We start from the raw sequence: 18433 nt of genomic DNA, 5'->3' as shown, positions 1-18433 counted from the left end.
TTCGTGGATGGGTTCAGGTACAGCCAACCGGACCGGGGGTCAGGCTGCAACCGGCTCGGCGACGGCGGTCTTCTTCTTGCTGGTGGCGTACCGCTTCAGGGCGATGACGGTCAGTGCCGAGATGACCGTCCCCACCAGGATCGCGACCAGGAACATCACGAAGTTCCCGATGGCGAAGAAGACGAAGAGTCCGCCGTGGGGGGCCTGCGAGGTGACGCCGGTCCCCATGACGATCGCGCCGGTGACCGCGGAGCCCAGGATGGACGCCGGGATGACGCGCAGCGGATCCGCTGCCGCGAACGGGATGGCGCCCTCGGAGATGAAGGCCGCGCCCAGCAGCCAGGCGGCCTTCCCGTTCTCGCGCTCGGGCTGGGTGAAGCGGTTGCGGTCGATCAGGGTGGCCAGGGCCATGGCGAGCGGCGGGACCATGCCGGCCGCCATCACCGCGGCCATGATCTGCAGGGGGGCGGGATTGTCGAGTGACCCGGCGCCGAGGCCGGCGACGGCGAAGGAGTAGGCGACCTTGTTGACGGGTCCGCCGAGGTCGATGGCCATCATGAAGCCGAGGATGGCGCCGAGTCCCACGGCCGCCGTGCCGGTCAGGCCGGACAGCCAGTCGTTGAGCCCCACGGTGATCGCGGCGATGGGGCCGCCGAGGACGAGGAACATCAGACCGGACGCCACGATGGACGCCACGAGCGGGATGATCACCACGGGCATGAGGCTCCGCAGCCAACGCGGCACCGAGAGTCGACCGATCATCATGGCGACGTACCCGGCGAGCAGGCCGCCGACGATACCGCCGAGGAAGCCCGCGCCCATGAACCCCGCTACGGCGCCGGCGACGAAGCCGGGTGCGATGCCCGGCCGGTCGGCCAGCGCGTACGCGATGTAGCCGGCGAGGGCGGGAACCAGGAAGCCGAGGGACAGCTGGCCGATCTTGAAGGCCACGGCCCCGAGGTACTCACCGAGCCCTCCGGCCGGCAGGTTCACGAGGCTGTTCTCGAGGACCACGGTATCGGCGGTCTCGGTGATGAGGTACCCGCCGAGCAGGAAGCCGAGGGCGATCAGAAGGCCGCCTCCTGCGACGAACGGGATCATGTAGCTGACGCCGGTGAGGAGCGCGCGCTTGAGGGTGCTGCCGATGCCGTCCCGGCCGCTTTCGTCGTCCGTCCGCTCGCCGCCGGCGGTGCCGGCGACCCTGCGGGCGTTGGGGTTCTGAGCAGCGGCGACCGCCTCCTCGACCATCTCACCCGGCTCGTCGATGCCGCGCTTGACGGGCGCGCTGATCACGGGGAGACCCGCGAAGCGCTGCTTGTCGCGGACGTCCACGTCGACGGCGAAGATGACGGCGTCGGCCGCCGCGATGACGGCCGGGTCCAGGGGAGTGGCGCCGGAGGAGCCCTGCGTCTCGACCTGGAGGTCGATCCCGCGCTCCTTGGCTGCCGCGACCAGGGAGTCGGCCGCCATGTAGGTGTGGGCGATCCCGGTGGGGCAGGCGGTGACGGCGACGAGGCGCCGCACCTTGGTGTCCGTGGACGGGCCGTGCTCGACGGCGGGTCCGGTGGTGTCGGTCCCGCCAGGCGAGGTGCCGAGCGTCGCGGCGGCCTCGCTGGCACGTGTCCCGGCGCCGGCAGTCCCGACGGCACCGGCCGCGCCGGCGGCGTGGGCTCCGGCGCCGGCTGATTCCGGCGCCGTCGTCGGGGTGTCTCCGAGGCCCAGCGCGCCGTTGACGAGGGCGACGACGTCGGCCGGCGTCCGGGCGGCGCGCAGGGAGGCGGTGAAGTCCTTCTTGATCAGCGATCGCGCGAGCTTCGACAGCAGCTTGAGGTGCTCCTGGTCGGCTCCGTCGGGTGCTGCGATGAAGAAGACGAGGTCCGCCGGGCCGTCCTTCGCACCGAAGTCCACGGGCGGCGCGAGGCGGGCCATGGCGAGGGTGGCTTCGGAGACCGCCGTGGAGCGGCAGTGCGGGATGGCGATGCCTCCGGGAACACCCGTCGAGGTCTTGTTCTCACGGGCGAGGGCGTCGGCGTACAGGCCGTCGACCTCCGTGGAGCGGCCCTGCGCGGCGACCTGTTCCGCGAGGTAGCGGATCACCGAGGACCGTTCGGTCCCCAGGTCCTTGTCCAGAGTCACAAGCTCCGGAGTGATGAGATCGGACATCAGACTTCCTCCTGTGCGAGGGACCCTGCGGCGGGCCCCGTAGCGCTCGGTTCGATCACGGGCAGCGTGACCATGAGGGGGGTGACCACGACGACGCCGGGCGTCGTCTGGTCGAGGGAAGGAACGGTGGAGCCGGGTAGGGCGGCGGCTGCCGATCCGTGGGCGACGGCCTGGCGCAGGCAGTTCTCGGGGAGTTCGCCTGCACTGTGCGCCAGCAGGTAGCCGGCCAGCGCGGAGTCTCCCGCGCCGACCGTGGAGCGCGCCGTGACGGGCGGGTGCACGGCATGCCAGGCTCCCGCGTTCGTCACGAGCAGGGCGCCCTTGGAACCAAGGGTCGCCAGAACCGCTCCGACCCCCGCGGTGATCAGCACCGCGCAGGCCTTGGCGGCCAGTTCGAAGTCCTGCTCCAGCTCGTCGCCGGTACCGATGCCGGTGAGTTCGCTGAGCTCCTCGGCATTGGGTTTCAGCAGGTCCGGCGCCGGGACGCCGGCGGCCGCCTCGATGAGGGGTTCGCCGGAGGAATCGATCGCCACGCGTGGCGCGGCTGATCCGTAGGTGGCACGGACGGCCGCGGTGACGCGGGTGTAGAACGTCGGGGGGATCCCCGGGGGCAGGGATCCGGCGAGGACCAGCCAGTCCGCGCCGTCACTCTCGGCGACGACGACGGCGAGGAGGTCCTCGAGGTGCTCCGCGGAGAGCTCGGGGCCGGGCTCGTTGATCTTCGTCGTGGTGCCGTCGGGTTCGGTGATGGCCGTATTGATGCGGAGGGCCGCGCCGATCGGCAGGTTGCGGAACGGGACGGAGACGGAGCGCAGGCCTGTGAGCACGGGGTCGTCGTCGTCGCCCGGGAGGACGGCGAGGGTGCGGGTGCCGGACATGGCGAGCGCGCGACTCACGTTCACGCCCTTGCCGCCCGCCTCCTGCACCACGTGCGTGGCACGCTGCACGGCGCCGCGGGCGAGCGGCGCGCCGACGGCGACGGTGCGATCGATGCTGGGGTTCGCGGTGAGGGTCAGGATCATGCCACGATCACCTCCACATCGGCGTCGGCGAGGGCAGCTGCGAGGGCGTTGCGCGGTGCGCGGTCGGTGATGAGTGCATCGATTTCCTCCAGGGGGGCGAAGCTGATCAGGGTTTCCTCGTCGAACTTGGACGCGTCGGCGAGGAGCACCACGCGGCGGGCCGAGCGGACGATGGCGGTCTTCACCGCTGCCTCGTCGACGTCGGGCGTGCTGAGGCCGAAGCCCGCGCTGATGCCATTGGCGCCGATGAAGGCGATGTCGGCGCGCAGGCGGGCGAAGTGCGCCACGGTGCTGCTTCCCACGGCCGCGCTCGTGAGGGCCCGCACCCGACCGCCCACGAGTTCGACGCTCAGGCCCGCACCGGAGACGAGCGCCGCGATGGGGACGGAGTGGGTCACCACGGCGAGCCCCGGTCGTGCCTCGTCGACGAGCAGGTCGGCCAGGCCGCCCGTGGTGCTGCCGGCGTCGAGGACCACGGCCCCGGTCTCGGGGGCGAGGGCGAGTGCGGCCTCGGCGATGCGCCTCTTCTCCGGGGAATGCTGTCCCGAGCGGCTGATGAGGCTCGGTTCGTGGGTGGTGGCGCCGCTGCCGGCGATCGCGCCTCCGTGTACCCGGCGCAGCACGCCGTCGTTCTCGAGCAGTGCGAGGTCCCGGCGGACGGTCTCCTTGGTGATGCCGAAGCGGGACGAGAGGCCTGCCACCGTGACGCGCCCATCGGCGGAGACGAGGCTGCTGATCTGCCGGTAGCGCTCTTCCGCGAACATGGCGACTCCGTTGTCTGCTGCTGCGGGGCCGCAGCATGTGGCTTTATCTTTGTTTGAGTGACTCTAGCCCCGCTTTGGGTGTGACGTCAAGCACAAAAGGGGAACGATCAAAAACAAGCGCAGATGACGAAGGGCCGGAGCATGGCTCCGGCCCTTCGGTCGACTCAGCTGGTGCTGTGCCTGGTGCTGTGCGTGGTGCTAGAGGCCCGTGTCGCGCGTCTCGCGGCGCGTGACAGTCTCCCCGGTGGCGGGATCGACGAGGGATCGCGACTCCGACACCCGGTTCTGTCGGCGTGGCGCGGCCAGCAGCAGGGAGGCGATGAGGCCGATCACGCCGACGGCCATCAGGATGTAGCCCACGAGCGTGATGTCCACGAAGCTGACCTGCGCCTGAATGGCGAAAGCAAGAATTGCCCCCAGTGCAATAAGAAAAATCGATGAACCGATACGCATTTGAAATATTCCTCCGGTGTGGCTTAGGTGGCAGATTCGAGAGAATTCCCCAGCGGTTTCACTGTCTTCGCCGCTTACTCCCGGGGCGGCCCGCTTGCGCTCATCATACGGCTGATTCGTTGCAAAACCGCGGCTGTACCGGCAGCGCGCCGGGTCGGATCATGTCGCAACAGTTCGGGAAAGATTCACCGCAACGCCTTGCTAAGCAGGATTAGTGCGGTGCTAGGATTGCACCCTAAGCATGCTGATGAAGTACAGTTGCAGCCAGTTGCACTTCGATGCACCGTATTACTCGACAGCATCCCGTCCCCGGATGGGTGCCTCATCACTCAAGGAGCACCACATGAGTTTCATCGGATTCCTCATCCTCGGCCTTATCGCCGGCGCCCTCGCCAAGCTGATCATGCCCGGTAAGCAGGGCGGCGGGATCATCGTCACCATGCTGCTCGGCGTCGTCGGCGCATTCCTGGGCGGCTTCATCGGCGGAAGCATCCTCGGCGTCGACCTCGGCGGCACATTCTCGCTGATGTCCATCCTGTTCGCCGTCATCGGCGCACTGATCGTCCTCTTCATCTACGGCCTCATCACCGGCCGCAAGGGCTCGCGCGTCTGATTTTCCGCAGTGCCGGCTGAACCTTGGGGAACAGCCGATGGAGGGCGTCACCGATCACGGTGGCGCCCTCTCCTGTTCCATCGACCTCCCGGGGCGATGCGCCACCAGCAGAACCCCCACCCGACACGGCACGCCACACCTAGACTCGTTGTCAGGGGCATGCCGATCCACCTGCGGAAGGACCATGATGTTTGGCCGAAACAAGGAGAATCCAGCCGTAAAGGCTGCCAATGGGACGCTGTTCGACAAGGACGGTAACCCGAAGCCCGCCATCCTCCGCGGCATCGAACGGGCTCTCGACGTGCAGCGGCCGCTGATCCTCTCTAACCTGAACCGCCTGCGCCGCGGCAGTCCGGGAGCCTCCCCCGCCGAACTCGCACGTCTGCTCGAGCGCGACTACCTGCGCGCGACGACGCTGGCAGGTGCCGCCGTCGGCGCCACCGCTGCCGTCCCCGCCGTCGGCACCATGGCGTCCCTCGGGCTCTCCGCCGCCGCGACGGTCGGGTTCCTCGAGGCCACGGCGCTGTACGCCGAATCCATCGCCGAGCTGCACGGTGTCAACACCGAGGACCCCGAGCGGTCCCGCGCGATGGTGATGGCCATCCTCATGGGCGAGGAGGGCACCGCCCTGATCCGCTCCATCCTCGGCGCTTCCACCGGGCAGGGTGCGCCCCAGTACTGGGGACAGCTCGTGAACAAGTCGGCGCCGAGCTCGGTCGTGAAGACCGTCACCGGATCCATCCAGCGGCGCTTCCTCAAGAAGATCCTGGCCAAGCAGGGTGGTTTCATGCTCGGGCGAGCCCTGCCGTTCGGGGCCGGCGCGGTGATCGGCGGCACCGGCAACCACCTCATGGGCAAGGGCGTCATCAAGACCACGCGTGAGGCGTTCGGGCCGTTGCCGCAGACCATCTCCGGCGAGCTGGCCGAGGTGCTGCAGCTTCCCGATCCCGGGTCGCGGCAGAAGAGGGCCTAACCGAAGATCGCGTTCGCGAGCGCGAAGATCAGCAGGCCGGCCAGTGAGCCGACCACGGTGCCGTTGATCCTGATGAACTGCAGGTCCTTGCCGATCTGCAGTTCGATCTTGCGGGACGTCTCCTCGGCGTCCCAGCGGCCCACGGTCTCGGAGATGACCCCGGCGATCTCGCTGCGATAGGTGCGCACCGCGTACGAGGCGCCGTCGGCGATCCAGCGGTTCACCTTCCCGGCCAGCTCGGCGTCGCTCGTCAGGCGGGAGCCGAAGTCCCGGACGGCGGTCTTGAACTTGGACGTCAGTTCGCTCTCCGGGTCGTTGACGGCTTCGAGCAGGGCGTTCTTGATGGTGGCCCAGGTGCGGGCGGTGAGGTCGCGGACGCGCGGGTCGTCGAGCAGCTGCCCCTTGATCTCCTCCGCCTTCGCGATCGTCTCGGGCTTGTGCTGGAGGTCCTGTGCGAGGTCCCGGAGGTACTTGTCGATGGCGAGGCGCACGTCGTGCCGCGGATCGTCCTGCACGGCACGGATGAACTTCGACAGTTCGGCATGTACGCGGTCCCCGACCACGCCGTCGACGAGCCGCGGCACCCAGGTGGGGGAGCGCTGCGCCACCACGCGCGTGACCACCGCGTAATTGGCGTCCACCCAGTCGCCTGCACGGTCCACGAGGAGGTCCACGAGCCGGTGGTGGTGCCCTTCGGCGAACACGCGCTCGGCGATGCTGCCGATCGGCGGGCCCCACGGCGGCTCGAGCAGGTGCTTGCGGACCATGGACTCGATCACGCCCTGCACGGCGTCGTCGTTGAGCACGGTGAACATGCCGCGGATCAGGGCCGCACCCTCGACGGCCACGCGGTCCGCGCTCTCGGGCTTCTCGAGCCACGCACCCGCCTTCTGGGCGATCCGCGCGGAGTCGAGCTTCGCGCGCACCACGTCCTCGGACAGGAAGTTCTCCTCCACGAACTGTCCGAGCGACTCCCCGATCTGGTCCTTCTTGCGCGGGATGATCGCGGTGTGCGGGATCCTCAGCCCCATCGGATGCTTGAAGAGGGCCGTGACGGCGAACCAGTCCGCGAGGGCGCCCACCATGCCGCCCTCGGCGGCAGCCCGCACGTATTCGAGCCACGGGTACGTGTCCTGCAGGGCGAAGGCCACCAGGAAGATGGCGGCCATCACCGCGAGCAGCCCTGTTGCCAGCAGTTTCATGCGGCGGAGGGCGTCGGCCCGCTCGGCGTCGGCACCGGTCATCTGAGCATTCACGCTCCGAGTCTAGCGAGGCCGCCGTCCGCCTCGGAGGAGCGCGGTGGCCCGATGGAACGCGGCTGGTGGGTTCACGTACCGTGATAGGCACACCAGCCACGACGGAAAGGCATCGCCCGTGCCCCCTGTGATCTTCGCCCACCGCGGCAGCAGCGGCACCTACGCCGAGCACACGCGCGCTGCCTACCTCCAGGCCCTCACGGACGGAGTCGACGGTGTTGAGTGCGACATACACCTCAGCCGGGACGGGCAGCTGGTCTGCATCCACGACACCACCCTGGACCGCACCACGAACGGATCCGGCGACGTCGCGGACCACACCGTGGCCGAGCTGCGGATGCTCGACATCGCCGCCTGGAAGGGCGTGGGCATCCCGTCCGCCTTCGGCGGCGCGGACGAGCAGTTCCTCACCCTCGCCGACCTGCTGGACCTGCTGCACGACGCCGGACGCCCGATCCGCCTCGCCATCGAGCTGAAACACCCGAGCCCTTTCGGGCTGCGCCTGGAGGATGCCCTGATCGCCTTCCTCATGGACGAGGGATGGGACCCGGAGACCTCGATGCTCGGCGGCATCGAGATCAGCTTCATGAGCTTCAACCCCGACTCCATGCGGCAGCTCGCGGAGTCGGCCCCGCACCACATGCTCTGCCAGCTGGTCGCGGACGTCGAACCCCAGGAGGTCCGTGATGCCCTGCGCTTCGGTTCGATCGTCGAGGGTGCGCTGATCGCTGTGCTACAGCGTGCGCTGAAGGAGGGCGAGGAGCTGATCGACGCGCATGAGGTGGGCGTCGCGGGGCCGGGCGTCGAGTACGTGCGCGACCACCCGGAGCGGGTGCGGCGGTGGATCCAGGAGGGCATGCGTGTGCGGGCCTGGACGGTGAACTCCGAGGAGGACGCCCTGTTCCTCGCGGACCTCGGCGTGCAGGAGATGACCTCCGACTATCCGGCGCGCATCCGGCTCGCGCTCGAGGGCAACAGGCAGTAGGCGCACGAACTCCCCGGGCCGCTGTGGTTGAGTGGAGAGATGCAATCGCCCATCGAGGATTACGCGCTCCTCTCCGATCTCCATACCGGTGCACTGGTCTCACGACGCGGCAGCGTGGACTGGCTCTGCTTCCCCCGCTTCGACTCCGACTCGGTGTTCGCGGCCCTGCTGGGTACGCCGGGGCACGGCCGGTGGGTCGTCGCACCCGTGGACCCGACGGCCGAGGTGGTGGATCGCAGCTACATCGACTCGACCTTCGTCCTCCAGACCCACTGGAGGACCGCCGACGGCGAGGTGCTCGTCACGGACTTCATGCCGCTCACCGACCGCCGCGCGAACGTGGTGCGCCGTATCCAGGGCCTGCGGGGCACGGTCACCATCCGTCAGGAGCTGGAGATCCGGTTCGGCTACGGCGACGTGGTCCCGTGGGTCACCCAGGGCACGCAGGACGGCGTCCCGACGCTCCTCGCCATCGCGGGACCGGACGCGCTGGCGCTGCGCGGACCCCGGCTGCGGGCCACGGACCACCGTCACGAAGGCACCTTCGAGGTGAGGGAGGGCGCCGTCGTCGACCTGGAGATGCTCTGGTACCCGTCGCACCGGGACACCCCTGCCCCGCTCGACGTCGACGACGCCCTCGACTCCACCATCAGCTACTGGCGCGCCTGGGCCTCCAACTGTGTCGACGACGGCTGGCACACCGACGCCGTGCGGCGCTCGCTGCTCGTGCTGCGGGCGCTCACCCACGAGGACACAGGCGGGATCGTCGCGGCTCCCACGACGTCCCTGCCCGAGCAGTTCGGCGGCGCACGCAACTGGGACTACCGGTTCTGCTGGCTGCGCGACGCCGCACTGACGCTCGAGGCGATGATGACGCACGGCTTCGCCGAGGAGGCACTGGAGTGGCGGAACTGGCTGCTGCGGGCGGTCGCGGGTGACCCCGAGGACCTGCAGATCATGTACGGGCTCGCCGGGGAGCGCCACCTGCCGGAACGCGAGCTCGGCCATCTGCCGGGCTACGCCGACTCGGTACCCGTGCGCGTCGGCAACGGCGCGGTGGATCAGTACCAGGCGGACGTGGTCGGCGAGGTCATGGTGGCTCTGGAGAAGCTGCGCGGCCACGGCGTCACCGAGGACAGCTTCTCCTGGCCGCTCCAGCGGGCCCTGCTGGGCTTCGCGGAGAAGCACCTGGATGACCGGGACCACGGCATCTGGGAGATGCGTGGCGACCTGCAGTACTTCACGCACTCCCGCGTCATGATGTGGGCGGCGTTCGACTGCGCCGTCCGCGCAGTGCGGGACCACGGCCTCCCGGGTCCGCTGGATCACTGGATCGGACTGCGGGACGGGCTGCGCACCGAGATCCTCGAGCACGGGTTCGATCGGGAACTCAACTCGTTCACGCAGGTCTACGACGGCACGGAGGTCGACGCCTCCCTGCTGCAGCTCCCGCAGGTGGGTTTCATCGACTACGACGACCCGATGATGCTGGGCACCGTCGAGCGGATCGAGCAGCATCTGCTGAATCCCCAGGGCCTGCTGCTGCGGTACCGGACGGGCGAGTCCGACGACGGCCTGGAACCCGGCGAGCACCCGTTCCTCGCGTGCTCCTTCTGGCTCGTGGAGCAGTACGCGCACGGCGGCCGGCTCGACGATGCGACCCGCCTCATGGACCAGCTCGTCGGGTATTCCAACGAGCTGGGACTGCTCTCGGAGGAGTACGACGCCGAGAACGGGCGCATGGCGGGCAACTTCCCGCAGGCCTTCTCGCACCTCGCCCTCGTGCGTGCTGCCGATGCGCTGCAGTTGGCCCGCGGCGAGGCGACTACACACGAGTTGATCGCGCGGGAGTAGCGGGAGTGGCAGCCGCCGGTCACCGCGGCCGGACGCACCGGGAGCCCGGCCGCATGGCCGGGCTCCCGCCGTCGTCCCGGGGCTGTTGCTGCTGCTAGACCGTGACGCCCTGCGGCTTCAGGACCACCTTGATGGTGCCGTCCGTCTTCTTCTGGAAGTTCTTGTAGGCGGCCGGGGCCTCGTCGATCGAGACCTCGTGCGTCATGAGGTCCGTGACGCCCAGCGGGTCCGAGGGCTCCTCGACGACCGGCAGCAGCTCGTCGGTCCAGCGGCGCACGTTGCACTGGCCCATGCGGAACTGGACCTGCTTGTCGAACATGCTCATCAGGGGCATGGGCGTCGCTGATCCCCCGTACACGCCGCTGAGGGAGACCGTGCCGCCGCGACGGACGGCGTCCATCGCCGAGTGGAGGACCGCCACGCGGTCGCTGCCGCCGGTCTCCATGACCTTCTGGGCGACCTTGTCCGGCAGGATGCCGACGGCGTTCTGCGCGAAGGCACCGACGGGGGAACCGTGCGCCTCCATGCCGACGGCGTCCACGATCGCGTCCGGCCCGCGGCCGTTGGTCATGCTGCGGAGCTCCTCGGCGGTGTTCTTCGTGAAGTCGATGGTCTCGATGCCGTGGCGCTTGGCCATGGCGCGGCGCTCGGGGACAGGCTCGACGGCGATCACCCGGTGGCCGAGGTACTTGCCGATGCGCGCGGCGAACTGGCCCACGGGGCCGAGGCCGTAGACCGCGAGGACGCCGCCCTCCGGGACGTCCGCGTACTGCACGCCCTGCCAGGCCGTGGGCAGGATGTCCGAGAGGTAGAGGTAGCGCTCGTCGGGCAGGTCCGTACCGACCTTGACGGGCCCGTAGTCGGCGAAGGGCACGCGCAGGTACTCGGCCTGCCCGCCGGGCACGGAGCCGTACAGCTCCGAGAAGCCGAAGAGCGACGCGCCGGACCCCTTCTCGTGCACCTGGGTGGTCTCGCACTGGGACTGCAGCCCGCGGGTGCACATGAAGCAGTACCCGCAGGAGATGTTGAACGGCACGACGACGCGGTCGCCGACCTTCAGGTTGGTCACGCCCGCGCCGACCTCCTCGACAATGCCCATGGGCTCGTGCCCGAGGATGTCACCCTTGTGCATGTAGGGGCCGAGGACCTCGTAGAGGTGCAGGTCGGAACCGCAGATGGCGGTCGACGTGATGCGGATGATCGCGTCGCTCGGCTCCTGGATGGTGGGGTCGGGGACGTTCTCCACGCTGATGTTGCGCTTGCCCTGCCATGTCACTGCCTTCATGTGTTGCTCCCTGGGTAGTAAGTAGGCTTTCCTTTCCTACTATTCACCGGTTCGTCACAGATAGGAAGCCGAGGACAGCCTCGCCTAGCCTTGTCCGGTGGTGCTTCTCCAATCCCCGGCGGTCCGTGTGGCCCTCTCGGTCGCCGTGGCGACCGGTCTCTACGGGCTCTCGTTCGGCGCGCTGTCCGTCGCCGCGGGCCTCGATCTGCTGCAGACCGTGGCGCTCAGCCTGCTCCTGTTCAGCGGCGGGTCGCAGTTCGCATTCATCGGCGTCATCGCCGGCGGTGGGAGCGGGTTCTCGGCGATGTCCGCCGCCGCCCTGCTCGGCATCCGCAACGGCGTCTACGGGATGCAGGTCAACGTGCTGCTGCGCCCCACCCGGTGGCGGAAGCTGCCGGCCGCGCACCTCACCATCGACGAGTCCGTGGCCACGGCCACGGGCCAGACCGACCCGGACGAGCAGCGCCGCGGGTTCTGGGCTGCCGGCATCGGCGTGTTCGTGCTGTGGAACCTCTTCACGCTCGTCGGCGCGCTCGCGGGCAACGCCATGGGCGACCCCGCCCGCTGGGGGCTCGACGGCGCGGCGGTCGCCGCGTTCCTCGGGCTGCTCTGGCCCCGGATCCGCACGAAGGAACCGGCCGCCATCGCCGTCGTCTGCGCAGTGGTGACGCTCATCGCCGTCCCGCTCGTGCCCGCGGGAGTCCCGATCCTCATCGCGGCCGTCGTGGCCGCGGTCCTCGGGCTCGCGGGTCTCGGGCCAGCCACCGAAGGGCTGGAGCCCGACGTCGAGCCGTACCCTTCCGGCTCCGACCGCCCTGCCCGCTCGCCGCGGGGCGACGCATGAACCTGTGGGGCTGGATCCTGCTGGCGTGCGCGGTATCGGTCGCCACGAAGTTCGCCGGTTACCTGGTGCCCGCGAAGCTGCTCGACAACCCGCGGATGCTGCGCGTCGCGGGGTCCCTGACCATCGGCCTGCTGGCCGCCCTGACAGCCGTCAATGCGTTCGCGTCGGGTCAGCAGCTCGTGGTCGATGCCCGCGTGGTCGCCCTGGTGGCCGCCGGCGTCGCGCTGTGGCTGCGGGCGCCGTTCCTCGCCGTCGTCGCCGTGGGTGCGCTCGCAGCCGGCCTGGCGAGGCTGCTGGGGGCGGCTTAGGGGCGGCTCATGCCGTCGGACGCGGCACGAACATGATGAGCGCGACGCCGACCAGGCAGACCGCCGAACCGATCACGTCCCAGCGGTCGGGCCGGAAGCCGTCCACGAGGACCCCCCAGGCCAGCGACCCCGCCACGAAGATCCCGCCGTAGGCGGCGAGGATCCGCCCGAAGTGCGCGTCCGGCTGCAGCGTCGCCACGAACCCGTACGCGCCGAGCGCCATGATGCCCAGCCCCGCCCACCACCAGGGCCTCCCCTCACGGACGGCCTGCCAGATGAGCCACGCCCCGCCGATCTCCGCGACGGCGGCCAGCACGAACAGGAGGGCGATGCGGAGGATCGTCATGGCTCCAGTCTGCCCGAGCGGTGCGCTACGAGGCGTCGACGACGGCGGCCGTCGCCTCCGCGATCGCCGCCTCCTCGTCGGTGGGCACCACGAGGACCGGAAAGGCCGACGCCCCGGTGCTGATGGAGCGGGCCTCCTTGCTGCGTCCGCCGTTCTTCTCCTCGTCGAGTTCGAGGCCGAGGGCACCGAGCTTCGAAACGACGGCGCTGCGGAAGGTGGCCGAGTTCTCGCCGATACCCGCGGTGAAGACGAGCGCGCGTGCCCCGCCGACCGCCACGTGGTACCCGCCCACGTACTTCGCGAGGCGGTAGGAGGCCACCTCCAGGGCGAGTCCCGAACGCTGGTCGCCGCCGTCCGCGGCCTCGGTCACCGAGCGCATGTCGTTCGTGCCGGCGAGGCCCCTGAGCCCGCTGTTGCGGTTGAGGAGCGTGTCCAGGTCCTGCTCCGAGTAGCCCTCGCGGAGCAGGAACAGGAGGATCGACGGGTCGATGTCGCCCGACCGGGTGCCCATGACCAGTCCCTCGAGGGGCGTGAAGCCCATGGACGTGTCGATGCTCTCGCCGTCGCGCACGGCCGTGACCGAGGCGCCGTTGCCGAGGTGCGCGATCACCCCGGTGAAGGTGTCCTCGCCGAGCAGTCCCGCGGCGCCGCGCGCCACGTAGGCGTGCGACGTGCCGTGGAAGCCGTACCGGCGGATACCGAACCGCCGGTAGAGCTCGTCGGGAACCGCGTACCGCCAGGCGTGCTCGGGCAGGGTCCGGTGGAACGCCGTGTCGAACACGGCCACCTGCGGCATGCTCGGCCACTTCTCGGTGATGGCCCGGATACCGGTGACGGCAGCGGGGTTGTGCAGGGGTGCGAGCGGGTTGAGGCGCTCGATGGCCCGGGTGATCTCGTTGTCGATCAGCATGGGCTCGCTGAAGCGTTCCCCGCCGTGCACCACGCGGTGCCCGACGGCGTCGATCGTGCGGTCTCCGAGTGCCGCCGCGACCTCGCCGTCCACGCGGTCCAGGGCCGCCGCATGGTCGGGTACCTCGGCCTCGCCGATGCGCTCCACCAGCCCCTCCGCCAGGACGTCGTCCCCCTCGCGGACCTGGTACTTGAGCGAGGATGAACCGGAATTGATGACGAGGATGATCATGGGGTCCTGTCGGGGAGAAGGCGGGAGACGGTCAGGAGGTGGTCAGGAGGTGGTCAGGAGGTGGTCAGGAGGTGGTCAGGAGGTGGGCTGCTGGGCCTGGACGGCGGTGATGGCGACCGTGTTGACGATGTCCTCGACGGTGCAGCCGCGCGAGAGGTCGTTGACCGGTTTGCGGAGGCCCTGGAGCACGGGTCCGACGGCGACCGCGCCGGCCGACTGCTGCACGGCCTTGTAGGTGTTGTTGCCCGTGTTGAGGTCCGGGAAGATGAACACCGTCGCCTGCCCGGCCACCGTCGAGCCGGGGAGCTTGGAGGCCGCGACCGAGGCGTCGACGGCCGCGTCGTACTGGATGGGTCCTTCCACGGCGAGGTCCGGCCGCTGCCGCCGGACGATCTCCGTGGCGCGGCGCACCTCGTCCACAGCACCACCGGTGCCCGACTCGCCCGTGGAGTAGGAGAGCATGGCGATGCGCGGTTCCACGCCGAACTGGGCCGCGGTCTCCGCCGAGGCCACGGCGATGTCCGCCAGCTGCTCGTCGTCGGGGTCCGGGTTGACGGCGCAGTCCCCGTACACGAGCACGCGGTCCTGGAGGAGCATGAGGAACACGGAGGAGACGATTTTCGCGCCGTCCTTCGTCTTCACGAATTCGAGCGCGGGACGGATGGTGTTGGCCGTGGTGTGGGCGGCCCCCGAGACCATGCCGTCCACCCTCCCGAGCTGCACCATCATGGTCCCGAAGTATGCCCCTTCAAGCATGCGTTCGCCGGCCTGGTCGATGGAGACGTTCTTGTGCGCGCGGAGGCGGGCGTACTCGGCCGCGAACTCGTCGCGCAGCTCGGAGGTGGCCGGATCGATCAGCGTGATCCCGGTGAGGTCGATGCCCTGCCCGGTAGCGAGTTCCCGCACCTTCGCCTCGGGGCCGAGGATCGTGAGGTCGCAGACGTCCCGGCGGTGCAGGATCTCGGCGGCCTTCAGCACGCGGACGTCCTCGCCCTCCGGGAGCACGATGTGCCGGCGCTCGGCCCGTGCCCGCTGGATGAGCTCGTGGAGGAAGCGCAGCGGGGTCATGCTGACGGGTCGGGGGAGTTCGAGGCGCTCGAGCAGTTCGTTCTCGTCCACCTGCCGCGACCAGGCGCCGAGGGCTGCGGCGGCCTTGCGGCGCAGTCCGCTCGCGATCTCCCCCCGCACCTCGCTGACGCGGCGTGCCGCGGTGTAGGTGTCGTCGTCGAGCGCGAAGACGGGGAACGGTGCCTGGGCGAGGAGGGCGAGGATGCTGGGTTCGGGGGCGAGCCCGCCCGTCAGCATCATGCCGGACGGCACGGGGAACTCGGGGGAGAACGACGACGCGAGGGTCGCCACGTGCACATCGGCACGGTCGCCGGGCACGATCACGAGGGCGCCGTCCTTCAGCAGGTGCAGGAAGTTGCCCACGTTCATGGCGGCCACGCGGATGCTCGTAACATCGCGTTCGAGGTTGGAGTTGCCCGCGATCTGCCGGGCACCGAGCGCGAGGGACACCTCGGCGACGGTGGGCTGGGAGATCTCGGCGAGCTCCGGGATCACGTAGACGGGGCGCCCGGACTTCCCCGGTCGCACGTGCTCGCTGATGGCCGCGACGGCGTCGTCCGCCGCACGGTTGACCATCATCGCAAGGAGGGACACCTTGGCGGCGTCGAGTTCACGGCGGGCCACGTCGACGGCGTCGGCGGCCTCGTCCACGGACATGTCCTTCGCGCTGACGACCGCGAGCACCATGGCGCCGAGGTTGTTGGCGAGGCGTGCGTTGAGGTCGAACTCGACCGCGGCGTCGTTGCCCGAGAGGTCCGTGCCCTCCACGATGACGACGTCGCACTCCGCCGCGATCTCGCTGTAGATCGCGACGCAGCGCGCGTCGATCTCGGCGCGGTCGCCGGCCACGAGCAGGGCGCGCGCCTCCGCCCGGGTCAGGCCGCCGCGGGCGCGGCTCGCGGGGAGGTTGAAGGCGCGCTGCATGAGGCCCACCATCGGGTCCTCGGCGGGGTCGCTGCCCTCGACGATGGGCCGGAAGAAGCCCACGCGGTCGGCGTGCCGGTGCAGCATGTCGGCGAGGCCCAGGGAGATCAGGGCCTTGCCGGAGCCGTTGGTCATGGCGCTCACATAGATTCCGCGGGTCATGGGCCCAGTCTTGCAGGCTCCCGGGAGGGCCGCCATAACGGGTGTCACGCTCACCTTCCGCCCGGCCGCGGAGTCGCGACGGCAGCAACGATCACCTGGGGACACCGTGCCCGGTCGTTCCTGCGGTCCCGGCGCGGAGGACGCCCCCGAGGCATTGACGGTTCCCTGCGTCCGGCGTAACGTACAACCACATGGTTGTAGATAAGTTGAACGAGGACGAGGTGAGCCGCCTGTTCCAGGCACTCGCCGACGTGACACGGAGGGACATCGTGGCGCGCGTCCTGGTCGCCGATTCTTCGGTGTCCCGACTCGCCGAGCAGTACGCCATGAGCTTCGCCGCCGTGCAGAAGCACGTGGCAGTGCTCGAGCGGGCATCACTCGTCACCAAGGAGAAGCGCGGACGGGAGCAGATCGTGCGCGGAGAGGTCGACGGCGTGCAGAGGGCCCGCCGCCTGCTCGACGACTACGAGAGGATCTGGCGGCAGCGGGTCGACCGGATCGAGGACATCCTCGCCGAAGACGAGGATCGGAACTAGGAAGGCAGCATCATGGCGGTCATCAGCGCAGACAAGGACACACAGGAGCTCAACTTCCGGATCGTCGCCGAGTTCGACGCCGACGTGAGGCGGGTCTGGCGGATCTGGGAGGATCCCCGGCAGCTCGAGCGGTGGTGGGGCCCGCCCACCTGGCCCGCGACGTTCGACACCTATGACTTCGCGGTCGGCGGGCGCGCGGAGTACTACATGACCGGGCCCGACGGCGAGAAGGCGCACGGCTGGTGGGCCATCACCGGCATCGACGCCCCCACGCGCCTCTCGTTCGACGACGGCTTCGCGAACGAGAACCGTGAGCCGATGGACGAGCTCGGCCGGACACACGCCGTCGTCACGCTCGAGGAACTCGGTGGCCGTACCCGCATGACCCTGGTGACCGGGTTCGAGTCCCTCCAGCAGCTCGACCAGATGGTCGGGATGGGCATGGAGGAGGGGCTGAAGGGCGCCCTGGGGCAGGTGGACGCCGTCCTCGCCGAGCAGGACGCCGCCGCCTGACGGACACACGAAGGCGCCGCCGTCCCCGAAAGGGACGACGGCGCCTTCGTGCCTGTGCGGTCTACACCGTCGCGGTCCTCGCCTTGCGGGGCGGCAGGGCGAGCTTGAAGATCTTCGCCCAGGTGGAGCCTACCTGCTTGGGCAGGGGACCCGTGGTGTAGGGGAGCTTGTAGCGGGTGCAGATCTCGCGGACCCTGACCGCCACCTCGGCGTACCGGTTGGACGGCAGGTCCGGGAAGCAGTGGTGCTCGATCTGGTGGGACAGGTTGCCTGTGAGGAAGTGCATGAGCTTCGAGCCGGAGATGTTGGCCGAGCCGATCATCTGGCGGACGTACCAGTCACCGCGCGTCTCGCCGTCGACCTCCTCCTCCGTGAACGTGTCCGTCCCGTCGGGGAAGTGGCCGCAGAAGATGACGGCGTGCGCCCAGAAGTTGCGGATGGCGTTGGCGGCAAGGGTGCCGTACAGCGCCTGCTTGCCGGAACCGGTCAGCATCGCGACGGCCGGCGTGGCGGCGTAGTCCTTGGAGAACTGCTTGACCACCTTGACGCCCACCGCCTTGAGGTCGCGGTTCATGGCCTCCTTGGACTTGAGGCCCTCCTTGTACTCGGGGATCTCGAGGTCGTACAGGGCGATGCCCCACTCGAAGACCGGCGCCAGTATGGCGTTGTACAGGGGGTTGCCGAGGTTGAACGGCCTCCACGGCTGGTCGGGGTCCATGCGGAGCAGGTTGTATCCGATGTCCCTGTCCTTGCCGATGACGTTGGTCCAGCGGTGGTGCAGGTCGTTGTGCGTGTGCTGCCAGGAGCGCGCCGGGGTGACGAAGTCCCACTCCCAGGTGGTGGAGTGGATGTCCGGATCGCGCATCCAGTCCCACTGGCCGTGCAGCACGTTGTGCCCGATCTCCATGTTCTCGAGGATCTTGGCGAGGCTCAGCATGGCCGTGCCGGCGAACCAGGCCGGCTTGTACTTGCTGAACAGGAGGGTGCCGCGCCCGGCGAACTCGAGGGAACGCTGCAGCTTGATGACGCGGCGGATGTACGCGGCGTCGGTAGCACCGCGCTTGGCCAGGATGTCGTCGCGGACGGCGTCGAGCTCGCGGCCCAGCTCCTCGACCTGCTCGTCCGTCAGGTGCTTCGCGGCGTCGGGGCGGACCAGGGGGTGGCCCGAGGCCGCGAGGGCACCGGGGCGGGTCAGGGTGTCGGTCATGGGGACTCCTCTGGTG

At 69.6% G+C, this 18433-nt stretch carries 18 protein-coding genes; 8 read left to right on the top strand and 10 right to left on the bottom strand.

What is annotated here, in order from left to right; genetic code table 11:
• Positions 1-39: 39 nt before the first annotated feature.
• The 4 genes from AC4D2O_RS01970 to AC4D2O_RS01955 form a co-directional block, all read right to left on the bottom strand.
• A complete protein-coding gene (locus AC4D2O_RS01970; RefSeq protein ID WP_490904916.1) occupies positions 40-2163 on the bottom strand; it encodes a PTS fructose transporter subunit IIABC in 2124 nt (707 codons plus the stop codon).
• Positions 2163-3185: a 1-phosphofructokinase family hexose kinase gene (locus AC4D2O_RS01965; protein ID WP_490904914.1), complete on the bottom strand. Its 1023-nt coding sequence runs from the start codon at positions 3183-3185 to the stop codon at positions 2163-2165. Before AC4D2O_RS01965 ends, AC4D2O_RS01970 begins: the two co-directional genes overlap by 1 nt.
• Entirely contained in the window at positions 3182-3949 is a 768-nt protein-coding gene (locus tag AC4D2O_RS01960; protein WP_490904913.1) for a DeoR/GlpR family DNA-binding transcription regulator, read from the bottom strand. The genes AC4D2O_RS01965 and AC4D2O_RS01960 overlap by 4 nt, the downstream gene beginning before the upstream one ends.
• 198 nt (positions 3950-4147) lie before the next feature.
• Positions 4148-4402, bottom strand: coding sequence for a DUF6458 family protein (locus AC4D2O_RS01955; protein ID WP_334208414.1), 255 nt, complete (start codon positions 4400-4402; stop codon positions 4148-4150).
• Positions 4403-4745: 343 nt separating this feature from the next.
• On the opposite strand from AC4D2O_RS01955, the gene AC4D2O_RS01950 reads away from it, so the two are divergent.
• Positions 4746-5015 carry a GlsB/YeaQ/YmgE family stress response membrane protein gene (locus tag AC4D2O_RS01950; RefSeq protein WP_490904911.1) on the top strand — a complete coding sequence of 90 codons (270 nt, stop codon included), beginning with the start codon at positions 4746-4748 and terminating at the stop codon, positions 5013-5015.
• Positions 5016-5199: 184 nt separating this feature from the next.
• Positions 5200-5988 carry a hypothetical protein gene (locus AC4D2O_RS01945; RefSeq protein ID WP_490904909.1) on the top strand — a complete coding sequence of 263 codons (789 nt, stop codon included), beginning with the start codon at positions 5200-5202 and terminating at the stop codon, positions 5986-5988.
• On the opposite strand, the gene AC4D2O_RS01940 is transcribed toward AC4D2O_RS01945, so the two are convergent.
• Positions 5985-7232, bottom strand: a complete 1248-nt coding sequence (locus tag AC4D2O_RS01940; RefSeq protein ID WP_490905173.1) for a DUF445 domain-containing protein — start codon at positions 7230-7232, stop codon at positions 5985-5987. The two genes, AC4D2O_RS01945 and AC4D2O_RS01940, sit on opposite strands and share 4 nt — an antisense overlap.
• 130 nt (positions 7233-7362) lie before the next feature.
• Between AC4D2O_RS01940 and AC4D2O_RS01935 the strand changes: the two genes are divergently transcribed.
• The gene (locus AC4D2O_RS01935; protein ID WP_490904908.1) at positions 7363-8229 is read left to right on the top strand and encodes a glycerophosphodiester phosphodiesterase; all 867 of its coding nucleotides are present in this window, start codon (positions 7363-7365) and stop codon (positions 8227-8229) included.
• A gap of 21 nt (positions 8230-8250) precedes the next feature.
• Complete coding sequence (locus AC4D2O_RS01930) at positions 8251-10083, top strand: glycoside hydrolase family 15 protein (RefSeq protein WP_490905172.1); 1833 nt, start codon at positions 8251-8253, stop codon at positions 10081-10083.
• 94 nt (positions 10084-10177) lie between these two features.
• Here AC4D2O_RS01930 and AC4D2O_RS01925 read toward each other — a convergent pair whose 3' ends face one another.
• Entirely contained in the window at positions 10178-11368 is a 1191-nt protein-coding gene (locus tag AC4D2O_RS01925; RefSeq protein WP_490904906.1) for a zinc-dependent alcohol dehydrogenase, read from the bottom strand.
• A gap of 97 nt (positions 11369-11465) precedes the next feature.
• Between AC4D2O_RS01925 and AC4D2O_RS01920 the strand changes: the two genes are divergently transcribed.
• The gene (locus AC4D2O_RS01920; RefSeq protein WP_490904905.1) at positions 11466-12212 is read left to right on the top strand and encodes an AzlC family ABC transporter permease; all 747 of its coding nucleotides are present in this window, start codon (positions 11466-11468) and stop codon (positions 12210-12212) included.
• Positions 12209-12520, top strand: coding sequence for an AzlD domain-containing protein (locus AC4D2O_RS01915; protein WP_490904904.1), 312 nt, complete (start codon positions 12209-12211; stop codon positions 12518-12520). The genes AC4D2O_RS01920 and AC4D2O_RS01915 overlap by 4 nt, the downstream gene beginning before the upstream one ends.
• Before the next feature lie 7 nt (positions 12521-12527).
• Here the strand turns inward: AC4D2O_RS01915 and AC4D2O_RS01910 are convergent, their stop codons facing one another.
• The 3 genes from AC4D2O_RS01910 to pta form a co-directional block, all read right to left on the bottom strand.
• Positions 12528-12866: a YnfA family protein gene (locus tag AC4D2O_RS01910; protein ID WP_490904902.1), complete on the bottom strand. Its 339-nt coding sequence runs from the start codon at positions 12864-12866 to the stop codon at positions 12528-12530.
• A 25-nt stretch (positions 12867-12891) separates the two neighbouring features.
• Entirely contained in the window at positions 12892-14007 is a 1116-nt protein-coding gene (locus tag AC4D2O_RS01905; RefSeq protein ID WP_490904901.1) for an acetate/propionate family kinase, read from the bottom strand.
• A 75-nt stretch (positions 14008-14082) separates the two neighbouring features.
• Entirely contained in the window at positions 14083-16161 is a 2079-nt protein-coding gene (gene pta, locus AC4D2O_RS01900) for a phosphate acetyltransferase (protein WP_490904899.1), read from the bottom strand.
• Positions 16162-16352: 191 nt separating this feature from the next.
• Between pta and AC4D2O_RS01895 the strand changes: the two genes are divergently transcribed.
• Positions 16353-16697, top strand: a complete 345-nt coding sequence (locus AC4D2O_RS01895) for an ArsR/SmtB family transcription factor (protein WP_490904897.1) — start codon at positions 16353-16355, stop codon at positions 16695-16697.
• 12 nt (positions 16698-16709) lie between these two features.
• The gene (locus tag AC4D2O_RS01890) at positions 16710-17210 is read left to right on the top strand and encodes an SRPBCC family protein (protein WP_490904895.1); all 501 of its coding nucleotides are present in this window, start codon (positions 16710-16712) and stop codon (positions 17208-17210) included.
• Positions 17211-17271: 61 nt separating this feature from the next.
• On the opposite strand, the gene AC4D2O_RS01885 is transcribed toward AC4D2O_RS01890, so the two are convergent.
• Complete coding sequence (locus AC4D2O_RS01885) at positions 17272-18417, bottom strand: fatty acid desaturase family protein (RefSeq protein WP_490904893.1); 1146 nt, start codon at positions 18415-18417, stop codon at positions 17272-17274.
• Between the last annotated feature and the right edge of the window lie 16 nt (positions 18418-18433).

Source organism: Arthrobacter sp. TJ-238 (assembly GCF_058269215.1).
Note: the sequence above shows the minus strand (reverse complement) of the source record. Positions and strands in the feature narration are given on the sequence as shown.

Coding starts and splice junctions, on each gene's coding strand:
- AC4D2O_RS01970 (WP_490904916.1), bottom strand. CDS start 2,163: ATGTCCGATCTCATCACTCCGGAGCTTGTGACTCTGGACAAGGACCTG.
- AC4D2O_RS01965 (WP_490904914.1), bottom strand. CDS start 3,185: ATGATCCTGACCCTCACCGCGAACCCCAGCATCGATCGCACCGTCGCC.
- AC4D2O_RS01960 (WP_490904913.1), bottom strand. CDS start 3,949: ATGTTCGCGGAAGAGCGCTACCGGCAGATCAGCAGCCTCGTCTCCGCC.
- AC4D2O_RS01955 (WP_334208414.1), bottom strand. CDS start 4,402: ATGCGTATCGGTTCATCGATTTTTCTTATTGCACTGGGGGCAATTCTT.
- AC4D2O_RS01950 (WP_490904911.1), top strand. CDS start 4,746: ATGAGTTTCATCGGATTCCTCATCCTCGGCCTTATCGCCGGCGCCCTC.
- AC4D2O_RS01945 (WP_490904909.1), top strand. CDS start 5,200: ATGATGTTTGGCCGAAACAAGGAGAATCCAGCCGTAAAGGCTGCCAAT.
- AC4D2O_RS01940 (WP_490905173.1), bottom strand. CDS start 7,232: ATGACCGGTGCCGACGCCGAGCGGGCCGACGCCCTCCGCCGCATGAAA.
- AC4D2O_RS01925 (WP_490904906.1), bottom strand. CDS start 11,368: ATGAAGGCAGTGACATGGCAGGGCAAGCGCAACATCAGCGTGGAGAAC.
- AC4D2O_RS01915 (WP_490904904.1), top strand. CDS start 12,209: ATGAACCTGTGGGGCTGGATCCTGCTGGCGTGCGCGGTATCGGTCGCC.
- AC4D2O_RS01910 (WP_490904902.1), bottom strand. CDS start 12,866: ATGACGATCCTCCGCATCGCCCTCCTGTTCGTGCTGGCCGCCGTCGCG.
- AC4D2O_RS01905 (WP_490904901.1), bottom strand. CDS start 14,007: ATGATCATCCTCGTCATCAATTCCGGTTCATCCTCGCTCAAGTACCAG.
- pta (WP_490904899.1), bottom strand. CDS start 16,161: ATGACCCGCGGAATCTATGTGAGCGCCATGACCAACGGCTCCGGCAAG.
- AC4D2O_RS01895 (WP_490904897.1), top strand. CDS start 16,353: ATGGTTGTAGATAAGTTGAACGAGGACGAGGTGAGCCGCCTGTTCCAG.
- AC4D2O_RS01890 (WP_490904895.1), top strand. CDS start 16,710: ATGGCGGTCATCAGCGCAGACAAGGACACACAGGAGCTCAACTTCCGG.
- AC4D2O_RS01885 (WP_490904893.1), bottom strand. CDS start 18,417: ATGACCGACACCCTGACCCGCCCCGGTGCCCTCGCGGCCTCGGGCCAC.